The organism is Corallococcus terminator (assembly GCF_049194865.1).
Lineage (GTDB): Bacteria > Myxococcota > Myxococcia > Myxococcales > Myxococcaceae > Myxococcus > Myxococcus terminator_A.
This window is the reverse complement of sequence record NZ_JBLZWL010000093.1, coordinates 1-22,587: the sequence shown is the minus strand read 5'-3', so window position 1 is coordinate 22,587 and position 22,587 is coordinate 1. Positions and strand designations below refer to the sequence as shown.

17 protein-coding genes and 1 pseudogene are annotated in these 22,587 nt (G+C 68.0%); 13 read left to right on the top strand and 5 right to left on the bottom strand.

What is annotated here, in order from left to right; translation table 11 throughout:
• Nucleotides 1-32: 32 nt before the first annotated feature.
• Nucleotides 33-1,073, top strand: a complete 1,041-nt coding sequence (locus tag ACN469_RS28940; RefSeq protein ID WP_498772951.1) for an alpha/beta hydrolase family protein — start codon at nt 33-35, stop codon at nt 1,071-1,073.
• A gap of 3 nt (nt 1,074-1,076) precedes the next feature.
• Here ACN469_RS28940 and ACN469_RS28935 read toward each other — a convergent pair whose 3' ends face one another.
• A complete protein-coding gene (locus tag ACN469_RS28935; RefSeq protein ID WP_498772949.1) occupies nt 1,077-1,754 on the bottom strand; it encodes a GNAT family N-acetyltransferase in 678 nt (225 codons plus the stop codon).
• A 162-nt stretch (nt 1,755-1,916) separates the two neighbouring features.
• Here ACN469_RS28935 and ACN469_RS28930 point away from each other — a divergent pair, with 162 nt between their 5' ends.
• From ACN469_RS28930 to ACN469_RS28895, 8 genes are all read left to right on the top strand, one after another.
• Entirely contained in the window at nt 1,917-3,947 is a 2,031-nt protein-coding gene (locus ACN469_RS28930; RefSeq protein WP_498772947.1) for a serine/threonine-protein kinase, read from the top strand.
• Between the two features lie 60 nt (nt 3,948-4,007).
• On the top strand, nt 4,008-4,811 hold the full coding sequence (locus tag ACN469_RS28925; RefSeq protein ID WP_498772945.1) for a hypothetical protein: 804 nt from the start codon (nt 4,008-4,010) through the stop codon (nt 4,809-4,811).
• Between the two features lie 17 nt (nt 4,812-4,828).
• On the top strand, nt 4,829-5,653 hold the full coding sequence (locus tag ACN469_RS28920) for a hypothetical protein (RefSeq protein WP_498772943.1): 825 nt from the start codon (nt 4,829-4,831) through the stop codon (nt 5,651-5,653).
• Between the two features lie 144 nt (nt 5,654-5,797).
• Nucleotides 5,798-6,265, top strand: a complete 468-nt coding sequence (locus ACN469_RS28915) for a nucleoside deaminase (RefSeq protein WP_498772941.1) — start codon at nt 5,798-5,800, stop codon at nt 6,263-6,265.
• A 60-nt stretch (nt 6,266-6,325) separates the two neighbouring features.
• Nucleotides 6,326-7,642, top strand: coding sequence for a hypothetical protein (locus tag ACN469_RS28910; RefSeq protein ID WP_498772939.1), 1,317 nt, complete (start codon nt 6,326-6,328; stop codon nt 7,640-7,642).
• A 74-nt stretch (nt 7,643-7,716) separates the two neighbouring features.
• Nucleotides 7,717-8,652 (top strand): vWA domain-containing protein, encoded by a 936-nt coding sequence (locus ACN469_RS28905; protein ID WP_498772937.1) that lies wholly within the window; start codon nt 7,717-7,719, stop codon nt 8,650-8,652.
• Nucleotides 8,652-9,623, top strand: a complete 972-nt coding sequence (locus tag ACN469_RS28900; protein WP_498772935.1) for a vWA domain-containing protein — start codon at nt 8,652-8,654, stop codon at nt 9,621-9,623. The genes ACN469_RS28905 and ACN469_RS28900 overlap by 1 nt, the downstream gene beginning before the upstream one ends.
• Nucleotides 9,624-9,648: 25 nt before the next feature.
• Complete coding sequence (locus ACN469_RS28895) at nt 9,649-12,459, top strand: heavy metal translocating P-type ATPase (protein ID WP_498772933.1); 2,811 nt, start codon at nt 9,649-9,651, stop codon at nt 12,457-12,459.
• 471 nt (nt 12,460-12,930) lie between these two features.
• On the opposite strand, the gene ACN469_RS28890 is transcribed toward ACN469_RS28895, so the two are convergent.
• The 4 genes from ACN469_RS28890 to ACN469_RS28875 all read right to left on the bottom strand — a co-directional run bounded on the left by ACN469_RS28890 (nt 12,931) and on the right by ACN469_RS28875 (nt 15,431).
• Complete coding sequence (locus ACN469_RS28890) at nt 12,931-13,269, bottom strand: hypothetical protein (RefSeq protein WP_498772931.1); 339 nt, start codon at nt 13,267-13,269, stop codon at nt 12,931-12,933.
• A gap of 674 nt (nt 13,270-13,943) precedes the next feature.
• On the bottom strand, nt 13,944-14,321 hold the full coding sequence (locus ACN469_RS28885) for a hypothetical protein (RefSeq protein WP_498772929.1): 378 nt from the start codon (nt 14,319-14,321) through the stop codon (nt 13,944-13,946).
• Nucleotides 14,322-14,338: 17 nt separating this feature from the next.
• The gene (locus tag ACN469_RS28880; protein ID WP_498772927.1) at nt 14,339-14,590 is read right to left on the bottom strand and encodes a hypothetical protein; all 252 of its coding nucleotides are present in this window, start codon (nt 14,588-14,590) and stop codon (nt 14,339-14,341) included.
• Between the two features lie 91 nt (nt 14,591-14,681).
• Complete coding sequence (locus ACN469_RS28875; protein ID WP_498772925.1) at nt 14,682-15,431, bottom strand: DUF5953 family protein; 750 nt, start codon at nt 15,429-15,431, stop codon at nt 14,682-14,684.
• A gap of 323 nt (nt 15,432-15,754) precedes the next feature.
• Between ACN469_RS28875 and ACN469_RS28870 the strand changes: the two genes are divergently transcribed.
• From ACN469_RS28870 to ACN469_RS28855, 4 genes and pseudogenes are all read left to right on the top strand, one after another.
• A complete protein-coding gene (locus ACN469_RS28870) occupies nt 15,755-17,368 on the top strand; it encodes an SNIPE associated domain-containing protein (protein ID WP_498772923.1) in 1,614 nt (537 codons plus the stop codon).
• A gap of 285 nt (nt 17,369-17,653) precedes the next feature.
• The gene (locus tag ACN469_RS28865; protein WP_498772921.1) at nt 17,654-19,066 is read left to right on the top strand and encodes an L-serine ammonia-lyase; all 1,413 of its coding nucleotides are present in this window, start codon (nt 17,654-17,656) and stop codon (nt 19,064-19,066) included.
• Between the two features lie 123 nt (nt 19,067-19,189).
• On the top strand, nt 19,190-21,949 hold the full coding sequence (locus ACN469_RS28860; RefSeq protein WP_498772919.1) for a TonB-dependent receptor domain-containing protein: 2,760 nt from the start codon (nt 19,190-19,192) through the stop codon (nt 21,947-21,949).
• Between the two features lies 1 nt (nt 21,950).
• Nucleotides 21,951-22,587: pseudogene (locus tag ACN469_RS28855) on the top strand (hypothetical protein); the annotation flags it as partial.

Sequence of the window (22,587 nt, the reverse complement as noted above, 5' to 3'; positions counted from 1 at the left end):
AATCGAAGCCCGGCTCGGACGATAAGGATGCCATGAAGACTTCCGGACGACCCGGCACCGCGCTTCCCAGGGCCCTCGCGCTCGCCACCCTGCTCGTGGCGGCCTCGGCTTCCGCGTCCACCAGCATCCGAGGCGTGGGCTACCGCGAGCTCGCCATGAAGGACCCGGTGAATGGCGGGCCCCTGCGCGGCGTGGTGCTCTATCCCTCCACCCAGCCCTCCAAGCCCGTCCCCATGGACCTGCTCCAGCTCGACGCGGGCAAGGACCTGCCGCCCGTCTCCGGACGCCATCCGCTGGTGCTCATCTCTCACGGCCACATGGGCACGCGCTGGGGACACAGTGATTTGGCCTCGGCGCTCGCGCGCAAGGGCTTCGTCGTCGCCTCGTTGGACCACGCGGGCAACACGCACAACGACGGCGCCCGCTCGGGCACGGACGAGGTGTTCCTGGGACGCGCGTGGCAGGTGCGGACGCTGCTCGACTCGGTGCTCGCGGACCCGACGCTCGGCCCGCTCGTGGACCCGGCGCGCGTGGGCGCCATGGGCTTCTCCCTGGGCGGCTACACGGTGCTCCTGCTCGGGGGCGCGTCACCGGACTTCGACAAGCTCGCGCCGTATTGCGCGGAGGCCGCGCACCAGCAGAGCGTCCTGTGCACCGAGATGAAGGCCGTGCGCGCCGTCCGTCCCGAGCTGCGCGGTGGCACCCAGGAGCCGCGCATCCGCTCCCTCTTCGTCATGGCGCCCGTGGGCGTCTTCTTCGACGGGGCCGGGCTCAAGGACGTGAAGGTGCCCGTCCGGCTGTACTCGGCGGAGAAGGACGAGGTGCTCGACGGCGCCGCCCAGGCCCTCCAGGTTCGCGACGCCCTGCCCCAGCAACCCGAGTACACGCAGGTGCCCAAAGCCGGGCACTTCGTGTTCCTCGCGCCATGCCGACCGGAGATGGCGAAGCACACCCCCGAGATTTGCGTGGATCCACCGGGGGTCGACCGCGTGAAGCTGCACCGCCAGCTCAGCCAGGACGCCGAGCGCTTCTTCAGCCGCACCCTCGCGAGCCCCACCGCGAAGGCGCCGTGACGCTCAGCTGCCCTTCTTCGCCGCGGGAGAGCGGCCCTTGCGCGCGCCACCGCGCGTCGCGGGGGTCTCCGGCATGGGCCCGGTGTTCGGCGAGGTGGCCTCGCCGTCAGTCGCCTTCGTCCGGCGTTTGATGCGACGCGGCGGAAGCAGGTCCGGCTCTCCCGGCACCTTCTGCGCGAGGAAGATGGCGGCGTCGAGCTTGTAGAACGTCCTCGCCCGGTACCACGCCAGCGCGGCCTCGTTGTTCTCCGCCACCTCGAGCACCAGGTGGGTGCAACCCCGGGTGCGGGCCAGGTGCTGGAGCTGATCCAACATGAAGCTGCCCACCCCGCGCCCCTGGTAATCCGGGTGCACCGCGAGCTCCTCCACGAAGAGGGGCCGCATGCCGCGCTTCTCGAACCAGCGGGGGTTCACCCAGTTGTCATCGCCGGTGGCCTCGAAGGCGCACTCGGAGTAGCCGACGATGACCCCGTCCACCTCGTAGACCAGCTGCTCTATCCACTCGGAGGTGTAGACCTCCATGAAGCGGCGCTTGGAGCGGGGGCGCTGGTATTCCACCGTCTCGCGGTTGACGTCGCGGAAGACGAGTTTGAGGAACTCCCAGGTCCGGTTGAGGTCCCGGCGATGGATGCGGCGGACGCGGACCTCGAGCAAGTCCTTGGGCGGCGCGACTTTCGTCATACAGGCTGCCTCCTTAGCAGGCTGGCGGAAAGCCACCAGGGGTTCTCACCGCTCAAGACAGCCTCCGTCCGGAATCCCGCCTCGGAAAGGTTGCCTCATGGTGGGGTGGGAGGATGGAATGGGGAGGAACACCCCTGAGAATCCCGTGCGAGCCACAGCCCCATGAATCGACCGTCCGACGGTGACCTGTCCATCGATACGGTCCTGCGCAATACCTACAAGGTCCTGTCCATCCTGGGGCGAGGAGGAATGGGCTCGGTGTACCTGGCCCAGCACCTGCGCCTCCCGGGCAAGCAGGTCGCGGTGAAGGTGCTGCGCGGTGGAGACCACCTCACCGCCGAAATCTTCGCGCGCTTCCGTCGTGAGGCGGAGATCGCCTCGCGGCTGGGCCACCCCAACATCGTCGAGGTGCTCGACTACGACACGCTGGAGGACGGCACCCCGTTCCTGGTGCTGGAGTTCCTGCGCGGAGAGAGCCTCCAGTCGCGACTGGAGCGCGGGCGGCTGCCGCTGCACGACGTCTACTCCTTCACGCGACAGATGGGCTCCGCGCTCCAGGCCGCCCACGGCGCGGGCATCGTCCACCGTGACTTGAAGCCGGCCAACGTCTTCCTCGTTCCCACCGACTCCGGGGGCGTGGTGGGCGAGCGGCTCAAGCTGCTCGACTTCGGCATCTCCAAGGTCCTCGACTCCGCCACCGTGCAGACGCAGGAGGCGATGCTCATCGGCACGCCGCAGTACATGTCGCCCGAGCAGGCCCAGGGCCGCAACCGTGAGATTGACGCGCGCACGGACATCTTCGCGCTCGGCTGCATCGTCTACGAGATGATGACGGGCATGCCCGCCTTCGGCGCGGGAGGCATCGCGCAGATGATCTTCCGCGTCGTCTACGAGCCAGCGGCGCCGCTCGCCCCGCTGTGTCCGGAGGCCCCGGCCCACGCCATCGCCGCCGTGGACAAGGCCCTGTCCAAGCGCATCGAGGACCGCTACCCGGACGTCGCCTCCTTCGTGGAGGCCCTCACCGGTAGCCCCCTGCACACGCTCAGCCCGGCCGCGGGCTCATACGCCGGGCAGCCACGTCCCACCGGCTTGCCGTCCGGCATCGCCCTGCCCTCCGAGGGCCCGCCCTCGCTGTCCAACACGCTGGCGCCGGGCAGCGGTCGCAAGGGCCCCGACACGGGCCGCATGGGCTTCGAGGACACGATGGCGCCGGGCAGCAGCGGGAGCATGGGCGTCGTCCAGCCCGCCGCGCCGTTCGCCTCCGGAGGCACCGGGCAGATGGGCGTCGTCCATGCCTCGGCGCCGTCGGGCGCGTTCGCCTCGGGAGGCACCGGGCAGATGGGGCTCGTCCAGCCCGCGTCGCCTCGGGCCGCGCCCTTGATGGACCCACCGGGGTTGGACCCCACGCTCATCTCCCAGCAGACGCCGTCCCTGCCGCCGCCCGTCGCGCCCCAGAGCTACCTCACGCCGTCCCCCACCCTGCAGCCCGGGGCGGCCGTCCAGCCCGCGAGCGCCGCCGCCGTGGTCCACCCCGTGGCCACGCAGCCCGCGCTGGCGCCCAGGAGCCGCGCGCCGGTGGCCGCGCTCATCGTGGTGGCGCTCGTCGCCGTGGCCGGTGGCGGCTGGTGGCTGACGCGGCCCAAGGTGCCGACCCCGGGCACCACGCCCCCGCCGGTACAGCCCGTCGCCACGGGCAACCAGGGCACCGCCGGAACCACGGGCACGCCTCCGACCGTCGTCGCCACGGGCACCCCTCCGACCGTCGTCGCCACGGGCAACCAGGGCACCACGGGGACCCCGGTGGTCCCTCCGCCCAATGGGACGCAGACGCCCACGCCGGTGGACCCGCCTCCGGACGACCCGGCCGGTGTGGCGACGAAGAATCCGCCCCCCTCCACGCGTCCTTCCACCCGACCCGAGCCTTCCGAAAAGCTGTCTGACGAGGTGCGGCAGCTTTTGGCGGACGCGGAGCGCGCTTTAAACGGGGGAGACACCCTGGAGGCCATCCGTCTGGCGCGCAGCAGCCAGCGGCGGGAACCCAAGGTCATCCCTCTGGCGTCTTATTCGCTGCTCACCCGGGCCTTCTGCCGGCAGGGGGACTTGAGCAACGCCAAGGCCCAGTGGCCCAAGGTCCCCCGGCTGGAGCAGGCCCGGGTCCGGAAGTTTTGCAAGCAGCACGACATCGAGTTCTGACACATGGCGCCGTCCAGATGGGACGGGCCCCTGCCTCATGAGGTGAATCGCTTGAGAAACATGGTCGCGGTATTCGTCACCACGCTGCTGCTGGGGGCCACCTCCAGCCTCGCGGCGGCCCCCGTTGAAGCCGGCAAGGTCTACTCCGGCGCCGAGGGCGAGGAAGTGGCCGTCGTCCCCCTCTCCCCGCGCTCGTCCAAGAAGTACATCCTGCGCGTGCAGGGCACGGGCTCCGAGATTGACGGCAAGGTGCTGCCCTTCGATTTGAAGGACTGGAGCACCAACAGCAGCGAGCAGCACAACTACGTGACCCAGTGGAAGGGCCGTGGCTACACCGTGCTGTACATGCGCAACTCGAACTACGAGATGTACGTGCCGGGGCGCGGCAAGGAGATTCGCGTCTCCTTCGACGAGAAGCGCACCAAGGCCCTCAAGTCCGAGGAGGTCTACGAGCAGCACCAGAAGCAGCAGAAGGACGGCACGCTGACGAAGCTGATGGCGTTCGACCGCAAGGGCGAGATGGCGCGCCACGACAAGGACTACGGCGACCTGCTCCAGGAGATGAACAAGGCCTGTGGCACCTCCGTGGCGGCGAGCATCGACTGGAGCAGCATCAACGACGACCTGCTCAAGGAGCTGAGCATCAGCGGCTACTGTGAGCCCTCGCTCAGCGTCCTGAAGGACCTGTGCGCCGTCTCCAACGTCGCCAAGCAGACCGTGAAGGAGAAGGTGAAGCAGGTGAGCTGCCGCCTGGGCGAGAGCCTGGAGCCGAAGCTCGACGCCCAGCGCCTCATCTGGACCACCTCGAAGGACGCCTCCAATCAGGAAGCGTTCGCCAAGAAGTTCTACAAGACGACCCTCTAGTCCCGAGAGACCCTCAGATGAACTTCCAGCGTATCGCCGCCGTGGCGGCGTCACTCGCCTGTAGCGCGCCCTTCGCCGCCGAGACCCTCCAGCCCCCCTGGGGCAAGGAGGAGAACCTGGGCCAGAAGATGATCATGGAGGCCACCACCGTCTGCACCGACGGCAAGGGCCACTACTCCGTCGTGAGTCCCGACGACGATGGGCGCGGCAGGGACGTGCTCTATTACGGCGACGGGAAGGCCTTCTTCGAGGTGCCCGCGCTGCCGTTCACCTCCGGCACCAGCTTCCTGGAGCCGCGCTTCTTCCGGAAGGACTCCAACCCCAACTTCCGGGGCCAGGACTGGCGCGTCGTCTCCGAGGTGGACTTCGACCGCAAGGAGAAGACCTGCGCGGTGCGGTGCGGCGAGAAGAACGTGCCGCTCACCATCATGGAGCCTGGCCAGGCCGCGGAGCTGCTGCGCAAGGCCACGTACTCCCCCAGCCCGCAGCAGTTCGCGCCGTACGCGCTGCTGCGTGACACCAAGGGCAACTACTACTTCGTGGACAAGGGCATCAGCACGACGGACCAGAAGAACTACCGCGTCTTCATCGGTCCGCGTGGCGCGCTCAAGCCGCAGAAGATGACCAACGTCATCTCCGACTCGGAAGGCGAAATCTTCTCCACCAAGAAGGGCGACCTCCGGCTGGTGCTGGACAAGGCGAAGTCGTCCGTGTGGATTGAGAACACGAAGAAGTCGCTCGAGCTGCGTCAGGTGCCCGTCGAGGAGAACCTGCCGCTCATCTACAACGACCTGGGAGTGTACGAGGGCATCCGCCTGGGCACCCCCTGCGACGACCAGTAACCGCTGAACGTGCCCGGGCAGCTGGACTCGCTTCCAGGTGCCCGGGACACGGCGCGGGTCGAGGAGCCGACGTTCCTCCCCGTGGAGCCTTGGCGCTGTCCCGGGTGCATCGTTAGGTTGCCTCCCCGAACCGGAGGCTGGCCCATGCGTCCCGAGGAAACCCGATTCCTGCTGCGGTCCATCGAAGCGGCGCGTCGTGCCAGGGCGCGCGGGGACCAGCCCTTCGGCGCGGTGCTGGTGGACGCCCAGGGCAACGTGCTGCTGGAGGGCGAGAACACGGTGGCGACGCAGCGCGACTGCACGGGCCACGCGGAGTCCAACCTGATGCGGGACGCGACGAAGCGCTTCACGCCGGAGGTCCTCGCGGGCTGCACGATGTACGCGAGCACGGAGCCGTGCGCCATGTGCGCGGGCGCCATCTTCTGGGGCGGCGTGCGGCGGGTGGTGTTCTCGCTGTCGTCCGCGGAGTTCGCGAAGCGGGTGGGGACGGCCCGGGGCGGGCTCGCCATGTCGTGCCGGGAGGTCTTCGCGCGGGGCAGCAGCCCCACCGAGGTGGAGGGCCCCATCGCCTTGCAGGAGGCGCTCGACGTCCACGAGGGCGCCTGGGACTGACTCGGGGCCCGTGCCGAGCTTGCGTGGTCCGCGCGGTTGCGGGAGCCTGACGCCGCCGCCGTGAACCTGCCCCGCTACTTCATCCCCCACGCCGCCACGCCACCGGAGCCCGTCCAGTCGGACGCCTCCGAGATTGCGCACGTGGTGGACGCCTTCCGGCTGGACTCGAACCACGTCCTGGAGCCGGAGTGGCTGGTGGGCCTGGACGCGCTGGGTGGGGTTCACGTCGTGCCCGCGAGCGACCGGGGCCTGCTGCCCGCCACCGCGCGCGCGCAACTCACGCACCACGAAGTCGCCTCCGGCCGCACACCTCGGCGCATCGCCGCGTCGGAGCTGTTCTTCTTCTCAATCGAGCTCGTCGAGCACCCCGCCGACGCCGAGGGCTTCAACGACCCGGTGTACCTCTACGGGCACCTGTCCGGTCCGTGGCCGAGCACCTCGCCCCAGCGCGTGCCGGGGCAGCTCACGGTGACTCGCGGAGACGTGCTCGCGGGGCTGACGCACGGCGCGGTGGATGCGTTCCACTACGTGCAGACGCCGGAGAGCGCCACCGCGCCGCGTGGCTACGTCGCGCTGTTGCCGGGGGACCGGCCGGACGTCATCGCGCAGGGACAGGGGATGGTGCTCGCGTGGCCCTCGGTGCCACCGGAGCTGCAGATGGGCAATGCCTCCAACGGCCCCATGGTGGCGCGGATGCTCCACGACGTGCTCACCCAGCTCCAGGAGGACGCGGGGGCGAACCGTGGGCCGGCGGCGCTGGCCGGGATGGAGCTGCCCGTGCCCAGCCGCGCCATGGCCATCGCCGAGCTGGAGCTGCGCGGCTACGAGGTGAAGGGCGACGTGGCCATCCTGCGCCGTCAGCACCCGGGCCTGCTCACGCGCATGGCGGAGTGGCTGCGCGCGGAGAAGGTGAAGATTCCACCGGAGGCCGCGGCGCCCGCGTTCCTGGAGCTGGCGCGTCAGGCCCTGGCCGCGCTGCCGGGCTGGCCCACGGAAGCGGAGCGCGCGCTTCGCTCACGGGTCCGCGTGGGTGGAGGCACGCCCGTCGTCTCCGCGCCGCGAGTGACGAGCCCCGCGCCCCAGCGTCCCCTGCCCCCGCGCGCGCCGCCCAAGCCGCCGCGCCCGAGCGACTGGATGCAGGACTTCCTGAACGCGCACGCCGAGGCGCATCCGGAAGCGGCGAAGCCCCGGCTCACCCGGGCGAAGCCGTCCGCGCCACCGCCTCCCTCGAAGCCCGGGACGCCCTCCTGGATGGAGGACTTCGGAGCAAGGCCACGCCCGGCGGCTCCCTCGGCGCGGACTCCGCGTGAGGCGTCGACGCCCTCGTCGCCTGGGCCCGCGAAGAAGCCCGACTGGATGACCGACTTCGAGGACTGAGGGCGCCTCGCGCGAGGGCGTGGAACCCCGTCGGAAGGTGATAGCCTCGCCCCCCTAACCTGGCAGGGGGAACGATGGGTCACGAGAAGCCGGTCGAGCCATTTTCGGATCTTCACGTCGAGGAGGGGAAGGTACGTGCGGTGCTGCTGCACGACCCCACCGTCGAGGGCCTGGACGTCGCCATCTACATGGACGCGTCCGGCAGCATGCAGGAGGAGTACAAGTACGAGAGGCCCAATCGCTCCTTCCTGGAGTGGCTGCGCGGCGCGCCCCTGAAGGACCCCGCCAACCAGGTGGAGCCGCAGGTGCAGTGGATGTTGGAGTACCTGGCCACCAAGGACCGCAACGGCATGCTCCGCGTCGCGTACTGGGCCAGCGGCGCCTCCGGCAAGGACGTGGAGGTGGTGGGCGAGCTCAAGGGCGTGGACGTCCAGCAGTACAAGTTCCCCGGCGCGAAGAAGCTCGGCAGCCACACCTTCATGGCGCCGGCGCTGAAGGACTACGTGCGCTACCTCAAGGAGCAGGTGCCGCTGGGCGCGCGTCGCGGCTGCGCGGTCATCGTCACGGACGGCCAGCTCCATGACGCGGACGAGGTGGAGGCGTTCTCCGCGAAGGTGGCGAAGGACATCGCGGCGGGACGGCTGCCCCGGCTGAACTTCGTGCTGGTGGGCGTGGGTGACGCCATCGACGAGGAGCAGCTCGAGAAGATCGCCCACATGGAATATCCGGGCGTGGGGCACCTGTGGTGTCACCGCATCGCGAAGGAGATCAACCAGGTCGCCGAGCTGGTGGCGGTGCTGGTGGACGAGAACATGACGGTGGCCGCGGGCGGCACCATCTACGACGACAAGGGCAAGGTGCTGAAGACGTACGAGGGCCGCCTGCCCGCGGTGCTGGAGTTCGACGTGCCCGAGGGCGCGGAGAGCTTCACGCTGGAAGTGAACGGCCAGCGCTACACCCAGCCGCTGCCGGACGAGGACCACCACGAGGAAGACGAGGACCATCACTGATGGCCGGGCACGAAGTCATCGTGCGTCCGTTCTCGGACGTGCATCGGATGGGGAACAAGGTGGTGGCCACGCTGCTGCATGACCCCACGGTGGAGGGGTTGGACGTGGCCCTCTACATGGATGGCTCGGCGAGCATGGAGGACGAGTACGGTCCTCGCGGCGTGCTGGCCAAGCTGGCGCCGGTGAAGAACCTGGTCGAGCCGCAGATGCGGTGGATGCTGGAGTATCTGGCCAGCAAGGACCGCGACGGACAGGTGCGCGTGGCGTACTGGGCCACCGGGGATGGCAGTCAGCTGGAGGAGCTGGGGCTGCTGTCGGCGGTGCAGGCCAAGGACTTCCGCTTCCCGGGGCCGAGGGCCTACGGCAAGGCCACGGTGATGCTGCCGGTGCTGCGCGACTTCGTGGCGCACATGAAGCAGCAGGTGCAGACGGGCGCGCGGCGGGGGCTGGCGGTCATCATCACCGACTCACAGCTCTCCGACGGCAACGACGTGCGGGCCTATGCCACGCAGGTGGCGAAGGAAATCGCGGCGGGCCGGCTGCCCCGGATGAGCTTCGTCTTCGTCGGCGTGGGCGACCAGGTGGACGAGGAGCAGATGGAGGAGATTTCCCACGAGACGTATCCGGGCGTGGGCCACCTGTGGTGCCACCGCATCGCCGACCGCATGGAGGAGATGGCGGAGCTGGTGGCGGTGCTGGTGGACGAGACGATGACGGTGGCCGCGGGTGGAACCGTCTACGACGAGCAGGGCAAGACGCTGAAGTCGTACGAGGGTCGGCTCCCCGCGGTGCTGGAGTTCGACGTTCCTCCGGAGTGCAAGGCGTTCACCCTGGAAGTCGCGGGGCAGCGCTTCACGCAGCCGATTCCGGAGGAGCACGAGGACGAGGACCACCACGAGGAGGAGGAGCCGGTGCGTGCCGCGACTCCCGCTCCCGCCCCTGCCCGCAAGCACGGCGGACACCGCCACTAGGTTTCAGCTTCAGGAAGAAGACGCCATGTCCGAGCAGAAGAAGACCGATGCCCAGGCCGACCACGTCCACGGACCGGACTGCAAGCATGACCACGGACATGGCCACGGGCCGTCCCTCGCGGCGGTGAAGCCGGCCGCCGCGAAGCCCGTGTTGAAGGGACTGAAGATCATCGGCCCCAAGCGCGAGGAGAAGCACGTCCACGGGCCTGGGTGCACGCATGACCACGGTGGCGACGCGCATCAGCACGGGCATGACCACGCGCACGGTGGCGATGCGCATCAGCACGGTCCCGACTGCAAGCACGACCACGGTCCTGCCGCCACGCATGAACACGGGGCCGGGTGCGACCACGACCACGGCGACCACGGGCATCACCATCATCACCCGAAGCCGAAGCGCGTCCGTCCGCCGGGGTACCGCGCGGCGGAGGGCGGAGGCGTGGCGTTGCAGCTCGACCTGGAGGACGCGCTGCCGGGTGAGACGGACGACGCGGGGCGATTCCAGAAGTTCGAGGCCGCGCTTGAGGCACACCACGGTGTCATCGACGCGCACCTGCGCCGGGACCAGGGCTATGCGGAGGTCTGCCTCCACTACAACCCCGGGCTGGTGAACGCGGCGGCGCTGCTCGCGACGGTGAAGCGCACAGGCGAGCAGGTGGCGAAGCGGTACAAGAGCCACACGTGGTTCGTGCGAGGGATGACCTCGGCCGACTCGGCGACCGCCATCGAGCACGGGCTCGGCAAGCTCACGGGCGTGCTGTCCGCGAACGTGGCGTATGCCAGCGAGCGGCTCGTCGTGGAGTACGACAGCGAGGACATCTCGCTGAAGGGCATTGAGACGGGGGCGAAGAAGCTCGGCTACACGCTGGAGGTGCCGAGCCACGGCCATGCGTGTTCGCACCACGCGCACGGGGGTGGGCTGGCGCCGCTCCTGGAGATGCCGTTGGTGGTGGCCTCGGGCGTGCTGCTCGTCGCGGGGTGGCTGCTGGAGCGCTTCGCGCCCGTGCCGGCGTTGGTACCCACCGTGGTGTGGGCGCTGTCCATCCTGAGTGGGGGGTTCTTCGCCATCCGGGGCTCGGTGAAGTCGCTGCTTCAGCTGCGCATCGACATCGAGACGATGATGGTGGTGGCCGCGCTGGGAGCGGCGGTGCTGGGCTCCTGGTTCGAGGGCGCCTTTCTCCTCTTCCTGTTCAGCGCGGGCCACGCGCTGGAGCACCGGGCGATGGACCGTGCGCGGCGCTCCATCGAGTCGCTCGGTGCGCTGCGTCCCGAAGTGGCCCGGGTGCGCCGGGGTGGCGAGCTGGTGGAAGTGCCCGTAGCGCAGGTGCTGCGAGGAGACCGCGTCGTCGTCCGTCCGGGTGACCGCGTTCCGCTCGACGGCATCATCCGCGAGGGAAAGAGCTCACTGGAGCAGGCCGCCATCACCGGCGAGTCCATGCCCGTCCCGAAGAAGCCTGGGGACGAGGTGTTCTCCGGAACGGTCAACTGCGAGGCGCTGTTGGAGGTGGAAGTCACGCGACTCTCCTCGGAGTCGGTGCTCGCGCGCGTGGTGGACATGGTGGCCGAGGCCGAGGCCCAGAAGGGTCCGAATCAGCGCTTCGCGCAGCGACTGGAGCGCACGTTCGCGCCGCTGGTGATGATTGGCGCGGTGGTGTTCCCCGTGGTGCTCGTGCTGATGGGGATGCCGCTGAAGGAGGCGATTCTGCGCGCGGTGTCACTGCTCGTCGCCGCGTCTCCGTGTGCCCTGGCCATCTCCACGCCGTCCGCCGTGCTGTCCGCGGTGGCGGCGGCGGCGCGAGGTGGAGTGCTCATCAAGGGTGGCATCTACCTGGAGCTGCTCGGGAAGGTGAATGCCATGGCCTTCGACAAGACAGGCACGCTCACGGTGGGCAAGCCGAAGCTGCTCAGCACTGCGCCGGTGGAGGGCGTGACGGACGAGGAGCTGCTCGGAACGGCGGCGGCAGTGGAAGCGCTCTCGGCACATCCGTTGGCGCACGCCGTGGTGGAAGCCGCGTCCGCGAGGGGTATCCAGGCACCGGCGGGGAGCGACATGGAGGCCATCCACGGCAAGGGCCTGCGAGCGAAGGTCGGTGACGCGCTGGTGGACGTGGGAAGCCTGGCGCTGTTCGAGGGTGACGCTGTTCCCTCCGACATCCAGGCCCAGGTGGACCGGCTGGAGGCGGCGGGCCAGACGACGATGGTGGTGCGCAAGGCGGGGCGCTATCTCGGCGTGCTTGGAGTCGCGGACACGGTGCGCGCGGGAGCGCGGCATGTCATCGAAACGCTCAAGCAGCAGGGCATCACCCGGACGGTCATGCTGTCTGGAGACAACGCACGGGTGGCAAAGTCCATCGCCGCTCAGGTGGGGCTCGACGAGGCGCGCGCGCCGATGATGCCCGCCGACAAAGTGACAGCCGTGCGTGAGATGGGGCGTCAGGGTTCCGTGGCCATGGTGGGCGACGGAGTCAACGACGCGCCCGCGCTGGCGGCTGCGGCGGTGGGCGTTGCGATGGGTGGAGCGGGCTCGGACGCGGCGCTGGAGACGGCGGATGTGGTGCTGATGAGCGATGACCTGTCTCGTCTGCCCTTCGCGTTGGGGCTGGCGCGTCAAGCCACGGCGGTGATGAAGCAGAACCTGGTCATCGCACTGGGCATCAGCGCGATACTCATCATCGCAACCCTCTTTGGCCTGACGCAGATCAGCCACGCGGTGGTGTTGCACGAGGGAAGTACGTTGCTCGTCGTGGCCAACGGCCTGCGATTGCTCGCCGTCAGGCCCAAGGTGATGGGTTCAACGCCCCTGCCGTCGATGGGAATCCAGCCCGCGCCCCGGTGAGCCCTGCGTCACAGGTTCTCCGTCGACTTCATTGCTAGACGGAGGACCGCTGCCCCACCACGTGATGTAGCGCTCTCCACCACCAGCTCTACGAACGACCTCTCCGTTGTCGCGTCCACCGTGCCGGACTGAAGTCCGAGCACATGGCCCGTCAAGCGATGCAGGGCCTCATTGCAGTACCGGGCAAGCATCGGATTCGAGCCGTCATTCGCATCCCGAGCAGAAAGGGTGAGCTGATGAGCATACGAAAGATACGTCAGGATTCTTCGATCCTTCGGCATCTCCACTAACAACCTCGTGCAGTCATCGACTTCGCTCATCACTGCCACACAGTTGAAGCCGCAGTCGCACCCACGCCTCACCTCGCTCATGCGACATCGACATCGACATCGACATTGATGCGCGCGGCCGCGCACAGGCGTGGTGAACAAGCAGAAGTCGAAGTGGAGAACGGGGGAGTGTAGAGAAACGTCAGCGCTCCGGTCGCCTTTTCGTTCTCTTCGCTGATTCCTTGATGCGGGCATGCAAGTCCACACTGTTCATCGTTTTGCCCCATTCCCAGAGATGGTCAATACACCCACCCTTGATCTCTATTGGATAAGCATGGATGGATTCGAATCGATGTTCCCTGACGTACTCTCGTGCCACTGCCAAACACGTCAAACACAGCAGGCAGGCGTCGCCAAAGTCATCGAAAACAAAGTCCATATCCGGCTCACACGCAACGCCTTCCCTCAGGCATCCATCGACATGAGGGCAATAGAAAGCAGCTTCTACCAACCCGTGGACCTCGCAGTCGACCATCGGCATGGCTCACTCCAGAACTCCAATCAAAGGAACCTTCTTGGTGCCCGGATACCTGTATCGGCGCACAATCGTCAAATCAGTTCCGCCCATGAAGCGGACATCCACGCCCTTGCTACGAAGAAGACTCACCGCTTCCGCTGCCATCACAGGGGCTCTCCAGGGCTACAGCCCGAGTCCAGCGACATCTTCCCTCGTCGCGGGAAGGACACGCCTCACCCGAGTCTCCACACGGCTACTGTCCTGCCATTCCTCATGGGAGCAGTCGCGACAACTCAAGAAGAGTCGTCGCTCATCACCCGACAAAGCTACCATGACACGCATCGGCCCTTCGCAGTTTGGACAGCCCCTGGCGGACCACACAGTCACCATGTCCAGCAGCGTGTCGCGGAGAACTATGGCAACAGACTCCATGGACTTCGGCGCGACGGAAGACAGCCGAGCCAGTTCCTGGTCCAAGCAGATCTCTGGACTCGTCGGCAGGTAGCCACTCGGGTCCAGACGAGCCAGCATCGACAGTCCGCTCTGCTCCATCAACTCAGCCCCGAAGTCCCGCGTATGTCCGATGACCCATGAGGACAGGCGCCGATAGTAGTCGTCAAAATCCACGTTCGCGGAAGAGCGGACCACCTCTTCGAGGAGTTTTTTCCAAAAGCGAGAGGCTCTTTGCGCACTGGCCTTCATTCATCCCCTTGGTGACCAAGAAAGCCCTCGAAGCTCACGTCGTAGTCTTCTACTGGCCCGCGAGCGAGCGCCACATCCCGGCAACACAAGCGGAAACCGGCCGCTGCATCCTGTATCAGGCCCCCTTCGCTACTTCCCGCTTCGCGCGCCGAGTCCCCAGCGAGAACCCTCAGGGCGGATGGCCCCCAGGCCAATGGCCCCTGAATCTGGTGGCATCCGATGCCGACAACGTAGAGGTCCTCCGACATCCTGGGATGCGACAATCGGATCGCCATCAGTCGATGGCCAGCGTGGTACATCCAGACCACGACCTCCCCGCCTCGCCATTGGCTGAGCGCCGTTGCCCAATCTTCTGGCTGAATGATGGTCTTCATACTCAACTCACGAGCACTCACCGTCCCAACCATGGGCGCAACAACTCGTTGAATTGCTCATCGGATCCACGTCCATTGCTCACACGCCACCAGACGCCCGCCTCCAAGATGACGCGTAGCGGGATGGCGGGAAACGCCCTCTTGAAGTAGCTCACGATCATGCTGTGAGAGAGCTGACCTGTGAGTCGTTCCAACAACTCGGCCAACTCCACCGCTGTGAGCCCCTGTCCCTCGGCGCGAAGAACCGCCAGGATCTCCTCATCCGTCATGACGTAACCTCCTCAACAGCCCGAACGAGGCAACTCCTCGTTCGAGCAAAGACTTCATCGTAGGCGCCCCAGATGATTCTCCTCTGAGGAGTCATGGTGCTGAGCGACCACCGATCTCCGGGAAGCGCTCATAAGCACGCAGGAGCGCGTCCAGATGAACAGGGTTGTCGAGATCGAGCGGAGCCTCCGTGAGCCGCACGACCCAACCACCCGACGCCGTGCGCAGCGCTCGTGAAAGCAGCGCCGCGTCCCGGGCCGGGTCCGGAAACCCGAGGGCATCCGCAGAAGCAGACGACCAGTAATTCAACCACCCAAGATAGTGCGGAGTCTCCGGCGCACGGTTGTACCGTGGACGAAGGAGCCAGGGTAATCCGTGGGAAGTCGCAGGGGGCGCTTCTCCCGGACCACGAAACTGCTGCGCCACGACCTCATGATAGCCCGACGGCGATACATGCCCCCAGACCACGCGGGCCCCCTCGCCTATCTCCCCCAGCACAGCGGGTGCCGCCGCGAGGCCACCTGCGTCCAGCGGCAACGTCGCGTGGACGGCGAGTCGTGGCGGACTCCCTACGGCAAGGCCGCTTGGGTTTTCCCATGCGGTAAGCGTCACTGGCTGGTTTTCGTCATTGTTGCAAAGGAATGGAAACCCACCGTCGACCCTGTCTGCCGCAATCCATTCGTCGCGGTGGGCCAATGCAACGAACCCCCCTTTTTCAGAAAGCGTCCACGCGAGCTGCAAGCCAGGAAACGTACGTTCCATCCCATGAACGATGGTGAGCGGTCGTTTGTCGTCGCTCACCAGCGCAGGCGCGTACACGTTGAGATTGAGGGTTCCTTGCATCGCCCTCACGGCAGCGATGCCGCTCTCTGAAGGTTGGCGACCCTTGTGTCCCGGGGCTCATGCTCTTTCGGATTCGGTGCCGACGTAGCGCACGCCGAGAGGATGAGCAGAAGTACCGTGCAGGCGAGGAGTCGCATCGCTACGTCCTTTCGATCCAGCGAGCCGGATTATGCATCGAGCCATGCCTCCAGATGAGCAATAGGTGACACGGGGACGATACAATACCCCTTGGGGGTGATTCCCCGGCAAACCTCCCCGGGCGCACAGTGTTCCTCCTCCACGCCGCCGTCCGACGGTGGGGACACTTCACGGGGGAGACCTCCATGCAGCCTGCCGTCCTGGCCCTGGCGATTTCGAGCCTGCTGTTGACCGGGCTCCTGGTGCGCACCTCCCTCCAACTCCGCGCCGTCCGGGCCCGCTTCAAACCCGTGCTCGACGTGGAAGCCGAACGACAGCGAGTCCTCTCCTCCCTGGAACGCGTCAAGGCCGAGTCCGAGCACATGCTCGCCACCGAGCGCAACCGCGTGGCCTCGGACCTCGCCCGGGAACGCGAGCTCGCGGACGCCGCCATCCGGGGCGCCAAGGCAGACCTCGAACAGGTCAGGATCTCCACCGACCAGGCCATCCGCCTCGAACGCTCCCGCGTCGCCTCGGAGCTCACCCAGGCCCGCGAACAGGCCCAGACAGAACTCACCCGTGCCCGCGAGCAAGGCCGCACGGAGCTCGCCCGCGCCAGGGAGCAAGCAGACGCGGCCGTCCGCGAAGTCGAGGCCCGACGCAATCAAGCCCGCGAGGAACAGGCCAAGCTCGAACCGCTCATCCGCAAGCTGCGCGCCGAGCTCCGCCCCCTCGAAGAAGAGACCATCCTCCGCGCCTACGGGTTCTACAAACCCATCTACAACCTCTCCTCCTCGGAGAAGTACGAGCACCGTCTCGACACCCTCCGCGCACGACAGAAGACCATGCTCAAGGGCAAGCAAGCCGCCTCCTGCAAGATTCAGTGGGAGGTCAATGGCAGCAAGGCCGAAGGCAAGAAACAGACGGAGCGCACCCTCAAGCTGATGCTCCGCGCCTTCAACGGCGAAGCAGACGCCTGCGTGGCCAAGGTCACCTACAAGAACATCAAGGCCATGGAGGCCCGCATCCAGAAGTCCGCCGAGGCCATCAGCGGCCTCACCGAGATTCAGCAGTGCTTCATCTCCACCGACTACGTCGACCTGAAGCTGGAGGAGCTGCGCCTCGCCCACGAATACGAAGAGAAGCGCCAGGAGGAGAAGGAAGAACAGCGCCGCATCCGCGAGCAGATGCGCGAGGAGGAGACCGCGCAGCGAGAACTCGAACGCGCGAAGCTGGAGGCCGAGCGCGAAGCCCAGCGCGACGAAGAAGCCCTGCGCAAGGCCCGCGGGGAGCTGGAGCGCAGCAAGGGCGCTGAACAGTCCAAGCTCCTCGAACGCATCGCCGAACTGGAGCGCCGCGTCGCCGAGGACCAGGAGCGCCAGCGCGCCATCTCCCAGGCCCAGCTCACGCGCACCGGCCACGTCTACGTCATCTCCAACATCGGCTCCTTCGGAGAGGACGTCTACAAGGTCGGCATGACGCGACGACTCGTCCCCCAGGACCGCATCGACGAGCTGGGCGACGCCTCCGTCCCCTTCGAGTTCGACGTCCACGCCATCATCCGCACCGCCGACGCACCGTCGCTCGAAGCCGCGCTGCACCGCACCTTCGCCCAGCGCCGCGTCAACCGCATCAACGAGCGCAAGGAGTTCTTCCGCGTCACCCTCGACGAAGTCGCCCGTGCCGTGCGCGAACACCACGGCGAGTTCGAGCTGACCCGCATCGCCGAGGCCGCCGAGTACCGCAAGTCACTCGCCCTCTCCGACGAGGAGCGTCGCGACAGTCCCACCCCACTGCACCCCGAGCGCGCCGTCGCCTGAGCTGTCGCCCCGCCACCGTGCTCCACCGAACACCCCGCACGCTCAACCCGGCTCGCGAGCCTTCGCCCCATGCATTCCAGTCCCCGAAGAGAAGAACACCCCGCCGCTCGCGACGCAGTGCGTTCGCCATGGCGTCCCGCGGCACGTCCACCCGTCGTGCTCGCTCGACACCTCTCCGAGCTTCAGCTCCTTGGCACGCCAAGAAGTCGCGCGCTTCACATGGAGCAGGAACGTCACGCCGCGAGGCGCTGGGACAAAAGCGGAAACGTGGCATGTTGCGCCGCGATGGCCGTCAGCGTTTTCGACCTCTTCAAGATTGGTATCGGTCCCTCGAGCTCCCACACGGTGGGGCCCATGCGAGCCGCGCGCTCGTTCGTGCTGCGAATGGTGGAGCGCGGGCACCTGGAGAAGCTCACGCGCCTGAAGGTGGAGCTGTTCGGCTCGCTCGGCGCTACGGGCAAGGGCCACGGCAGCGACAAGGCGATAGTGCTCGGCCTTCGCGGTGACACGCCGGAGGCCGTGGACGTCGAGGCCATCCCCGCCATCGTCACGCGCTGGCGCACCGAGGGCCGCATCAGCGTGCTCGGCCAGCGCGACATCGTCTTCAAGGACGGCGAGCACCTGGTGATGCACCGCCGCCGCAGCCTGCCCTTCCACCCCAACGGGATGCGCTTCTCCGCCTTCGGCGCGGACGGCGTGGAGCTGGACGCGTGCGTCTACTACTCCGTGGGCGGCGGCTTCGTCGTCGATGAGTCCGCGACCACCGGCCAGGACCCGCTGCGCAAGGACACCACTCCCCTGCCCTTCCCCTTCCAGTCCGCGGCGACACTGCTGGAGTTGTGCGAGCGGGAGCGCATGCCCTTCAGCGCCCTGATGATGGCGAACGAGAAGACGCTGCGCTCCGAGCAGGACATCCGCGCCGGCCTCTTGCGCATCTGGGACGTCATGCAGGCCTGCGTGCGTCGCGGCTGCGCGTCCAGCGGCATCCTCCCCGGTGGACTCAAGGTGGAGCGCCGCGCGGCGGCCATGTACCAGCGCCTGCTCAGCCGCCCCGAGGCCGGCCTCACCAACCCGCTCACCGTGCTCGACTGGGTCAACCTCTACGCGCTCGCCGTCAACGAGGAGAACGCCGCGGGAGGCCGCGTCGTCACCGCGCCCACCAACGGCGCCGCTGGCATCATCCCCGCCGTGCTGCACTACTACTGGCGCTTCTGGCCCGGCGCGAACGAGGACGGCGTGGTGCGCTTCCTCCTCACGGCCGGCGCCATCGGCGTGCTCTACAAGGAGAACGCCTCCATCAGCGGCGCCGAGGTCGGCTGCCAGGGCGAAGTCGGCAGCGCGTGCTCCATGGCCGCCGGGGCGCTCACCGAGGTGCTCGGGGGCACGCCACTCCAGGTGGAGAACGCCGCCGAAATCGCCATGGAGCACAACCTGGGCCTCACCTGCGACCCCATTGGCGGCCTGGTGCAGGTGCCCTGCATCGAGCGCAACGCCATGGCCTCCGTGAAGGCCATCAACGCCTCGCGCATGGCGCTCTCCGGCGACGGCCGCCACTTCGTCAGCCTGGACAAGGTCATCCGGACCATGCGCGACACCGGCCGCGACATGAAGGACAAGTACAAGGAGACCGCGCGCGGCGGGCTCGCCGTCAACGTGCTCGAGGTCGCCAACCTCAGCGTCGGCCTGCCGGAGTGTTGAGCCGGGCCCGGCCCCCGAGCCGGACCCGCCCCCTTGGGTAGACAGTTTCGCCTGCATGTGCATGCGCCGCCATCGGCGGTCGCCTGAGCCAGAGCCGGGAGGTGCCCTCGTATACGTCGAACCATGGGCTCCCCCCGACCCGTCCTCGTCCTGCTCCTGCTCTGGGCCGTCTGCCTTCCAGCTCCCGCTCGCGGACAAGCCGCCCCTGCCGCCACCAGTGAGCCCCGCGCGGTGGAGGTCGACGTCCAGGCCACGGACGCGGGGACGTCCGTCTCCGCCGAGGATGCCGCGCGGCTGAAGCTGGCGTCGGATGGCGGCGGCGTCGCGCTCCTGACGCCCCAGCTCGTGACGGAGTCTCCCGCCTCCTGGCCCGAGGGCCTGGAGGGCGCCCCGGACGAGGTGAAGCTCATCCTCCAGATTGACGAGCAGGGCCTCGTCGTGGACGTGACGGTGCGGGAAGCGGCCTCGCTCCCCCCGCTCACCGAGGCCGCCATCCTCGCCGCGCGCGGGCTGCGCTTCACGCCCGCGAGCCTGGGCGGCCGGCCGGTGTCGGTGCGCATGCCGTATGACTATCGCCTCGAGCCCCCGGCGGCCCTGCGCTTCACCCGCTCCCGGCTGCGCGGTGAGGTCCGTGCCATGGGCACCCGCGTGCCGCTGGCGGACGCGGCCCTGTTCCTGGAGGGCGGCGAGGAGCCCGTCGCGGTGACGGGCGTGGACGGGCGCTTCGAACTGGAGCTGGCTCCGGGCGTCCACCGGCTGCTCGTTCGCGCCCCGGCCCACCCGCCCACGACGTTCGAGGAGTCGCTCCAACCGGGCCAGTCGCTCGACGTCGTCTACCGGCTCCAGCCCACCCGCGTGAATCCCTACGAGACGGTGGTGAGAGATGACCGCCCCCGCACGGAGGTCAATCGCATCACCCTGCATGAGCAGGAGCTGCGCGAGGTGCCCGGCACGCAGGGCGACCCGTTCCGCGTCATCATGCTGATGCCGGGCGTGGGCAGCGTCGCCTCCGGCCTGGGCTATCCCGTGGTGCGCGGCGGCCAGCCCGGCGCCACCGGCTACTACCTGGATGGCGTGCGGGTCCCCATGCTGTACCACCTGCTGCTCGGGCCCGCGGTGGTGCATCCGGACTTCATCGACACCATCGACTTCCATCCCGGCGCACCGCCGGTGCAGTACGGACGACTGCTGGGCGGCGCGGTGGAAGGGCGGCTGAGCAAACCACGCGAGGACAAGCCGCACTTCGCCGCCTACGCGGACCTCATCAACGCGGGCGGCTTCATCGAGGTGCCCTTCGACAAGACAGGCACCTCCGTCACCGTGGCGGGGCGCTACAGCTACACCGGGCTGCTCATCCCCCTGGCGTACGCCCTGCTCAAGCCACACGAGGACAATCCCATCCACGCGGCCTTCTGGGACTACCAGGCCCGGGTGGAGCAGAAGGTGGGCCAGGGGCGGCTGCGCCTGTTCGCGCTCGGCAGCTCCGACGACGCGGGCGAGGCCACCGACACCTACGAGGACAGCATGGGGGCCACCATCGTCTCCCGCTTCCACCGCGTGGACCTGCGCGGCACCCATCCCCTGGCGGGCGGAGAGGGCGAGCTGGGCGTCACCGTGGGCCTGGACGAGGTGGGGTTGCTGGGCTACCGACGCGTGATTCAGGTGCCAGGAAAGGCGCCCGAAGAGGTGCTCGCGGGGAAGTATGCGCTGGAGCAGCTCAGCTTCGCCGCCCGGGCCGGCTGGAAACGACAGCTGACGAAGACGCTGGATGTCCAGGTGGGGACGGACGTGGAGCACCGGCGCGTCGCCACGGGCATCACCGGCTCCGCGCGGCCTCCGGGTTGGCGACCGACGGATGACGGCCATCCGCTCAAGCAGCCCTCGGCCCTGGCCACCTTCGTCGGAGGCTTCGCCGGAGCGACGTGGCGCCCCTCGGAGACGTGGGTGGTGTCGCCCGGCGTGCGCGTGGATGGCTACCACCTGGTGCCCGGCATCCAGCATGTCGTCGTGGAGCCCCGGCTGGCCGTGCGCCACCAGCTCACGCAGTCGCTCGTCCTCAAGGGGGGCGGCGGCCTCTACCACCAGTCCCCCACCGTGCTGCTCCACCTGCCGGCGCTGGACGTGTCAGGCCTGCGCTACGGCGTCCAGGAGGGAGCCCAGTTCGACGTGGGCGCGGAGTGGAAGGCCACCGAGGGGCTCGAGGTGACGGCGGACGTCTACTTCAACCCGCTGTTCCGCACGGTGGAGTTCGACGTGCAGGACATCCTGGAGAACCGCAAGCGGCGCGGTCAGCGCCAGGAGGACCCCGCGGCCCGGGGGTATGCGTATGGCCTGGACCTGATGGCGCGACACCCGCTGGGACGCGACTGGTTCGGCTGGGTCAGCTACAGCTTCCTCCAGAGCAAGCGCCACCGGCGCTTCGCGCGCTACGCCGATGACAACTCCATCCGGGAGATGACGGAGGGAGAGCTGCCCTTCGCCTTCGAGCAGGCGCACGTCTTCAACGCCGCCATCAGCTACAAGCTCGAGAACAACTGGACGGTGGGCGCGGTGTTGCACTTCAACACCGGCCGCCCGGAGTCCGGAGAGGTCTCCTCCGTCACCCAGCGCCCGGTCGTCAACGAGGATGGCTTTCGCACCTGGGCACGACAGGACGCGGACCGCGTGGAGCGACTGGCGCCTTTCTTTCGCGTGGACTTCCGCGCCGCGAAGTCCTGGGCCTACGAGGACTTCAACCTCGAGGCCTACCTGGACATCCTCAACCTCTCCCTCCAGCAGGAGGTCTTCGCCTACGAATACGACCGAAGGGCCGGGAAGCTTCACCGTGAGGCCATGGGGTTGCCCGTCATCCTGCCGATGTTCGGCCTGAAAGGGAGCTACTGAGATGCGCCACCCATCCTGTCTGGGATTGTTCTTCCTCCTGCTGCTGTCCTCGGGGTGCGACCGGCTGCAGGACGAGCCCGTCTTCGTCTATGGACGGCTCGAGCGGCGCGACGGAACCCCTGTCAGCGGCGGAGTCCTTCCCTACGCGCGAACCCTCCACAAGGGCCCCAAGGGCGAGACGAACCTGGTGTATGAGCTGCCGGACTTCTCTCCCTATGGGGAAGCCACCACCGAGGCGAGCGGCGACTTCTTCCTGGAGATGCGCTACGGGGACGTGGAGTCTGTCATCACCCCCAACCTCGGACTCCAGCCCTATCGCTTTCGCACATCATGGAGGGACGAGGTCGGTGCGGCTGTCTTCGCGTCCTTCGTCTTTAACGACGACGTGGAGCTCCCCACGCTGCGCATCTGGGACTCCCAGCTCGCCGTGACGCCGCACGCGGAGGGTGCCGTGGTGACGTTTGGCGCGCCGCCCCCCACCCCAGAGGAACCGCTCAACGGCGAGTACGTCCCGGATGTCGGCCCCGATGGGAACTTCATCCCCCTGCTCCCATCGATGCCCGAAGCCGCGCTCTTCATCGAAAGTGGTGGACAGCCGCTGTTCCGCGTCTGGCTCCCGAGCTCACCGTTGATGGTGA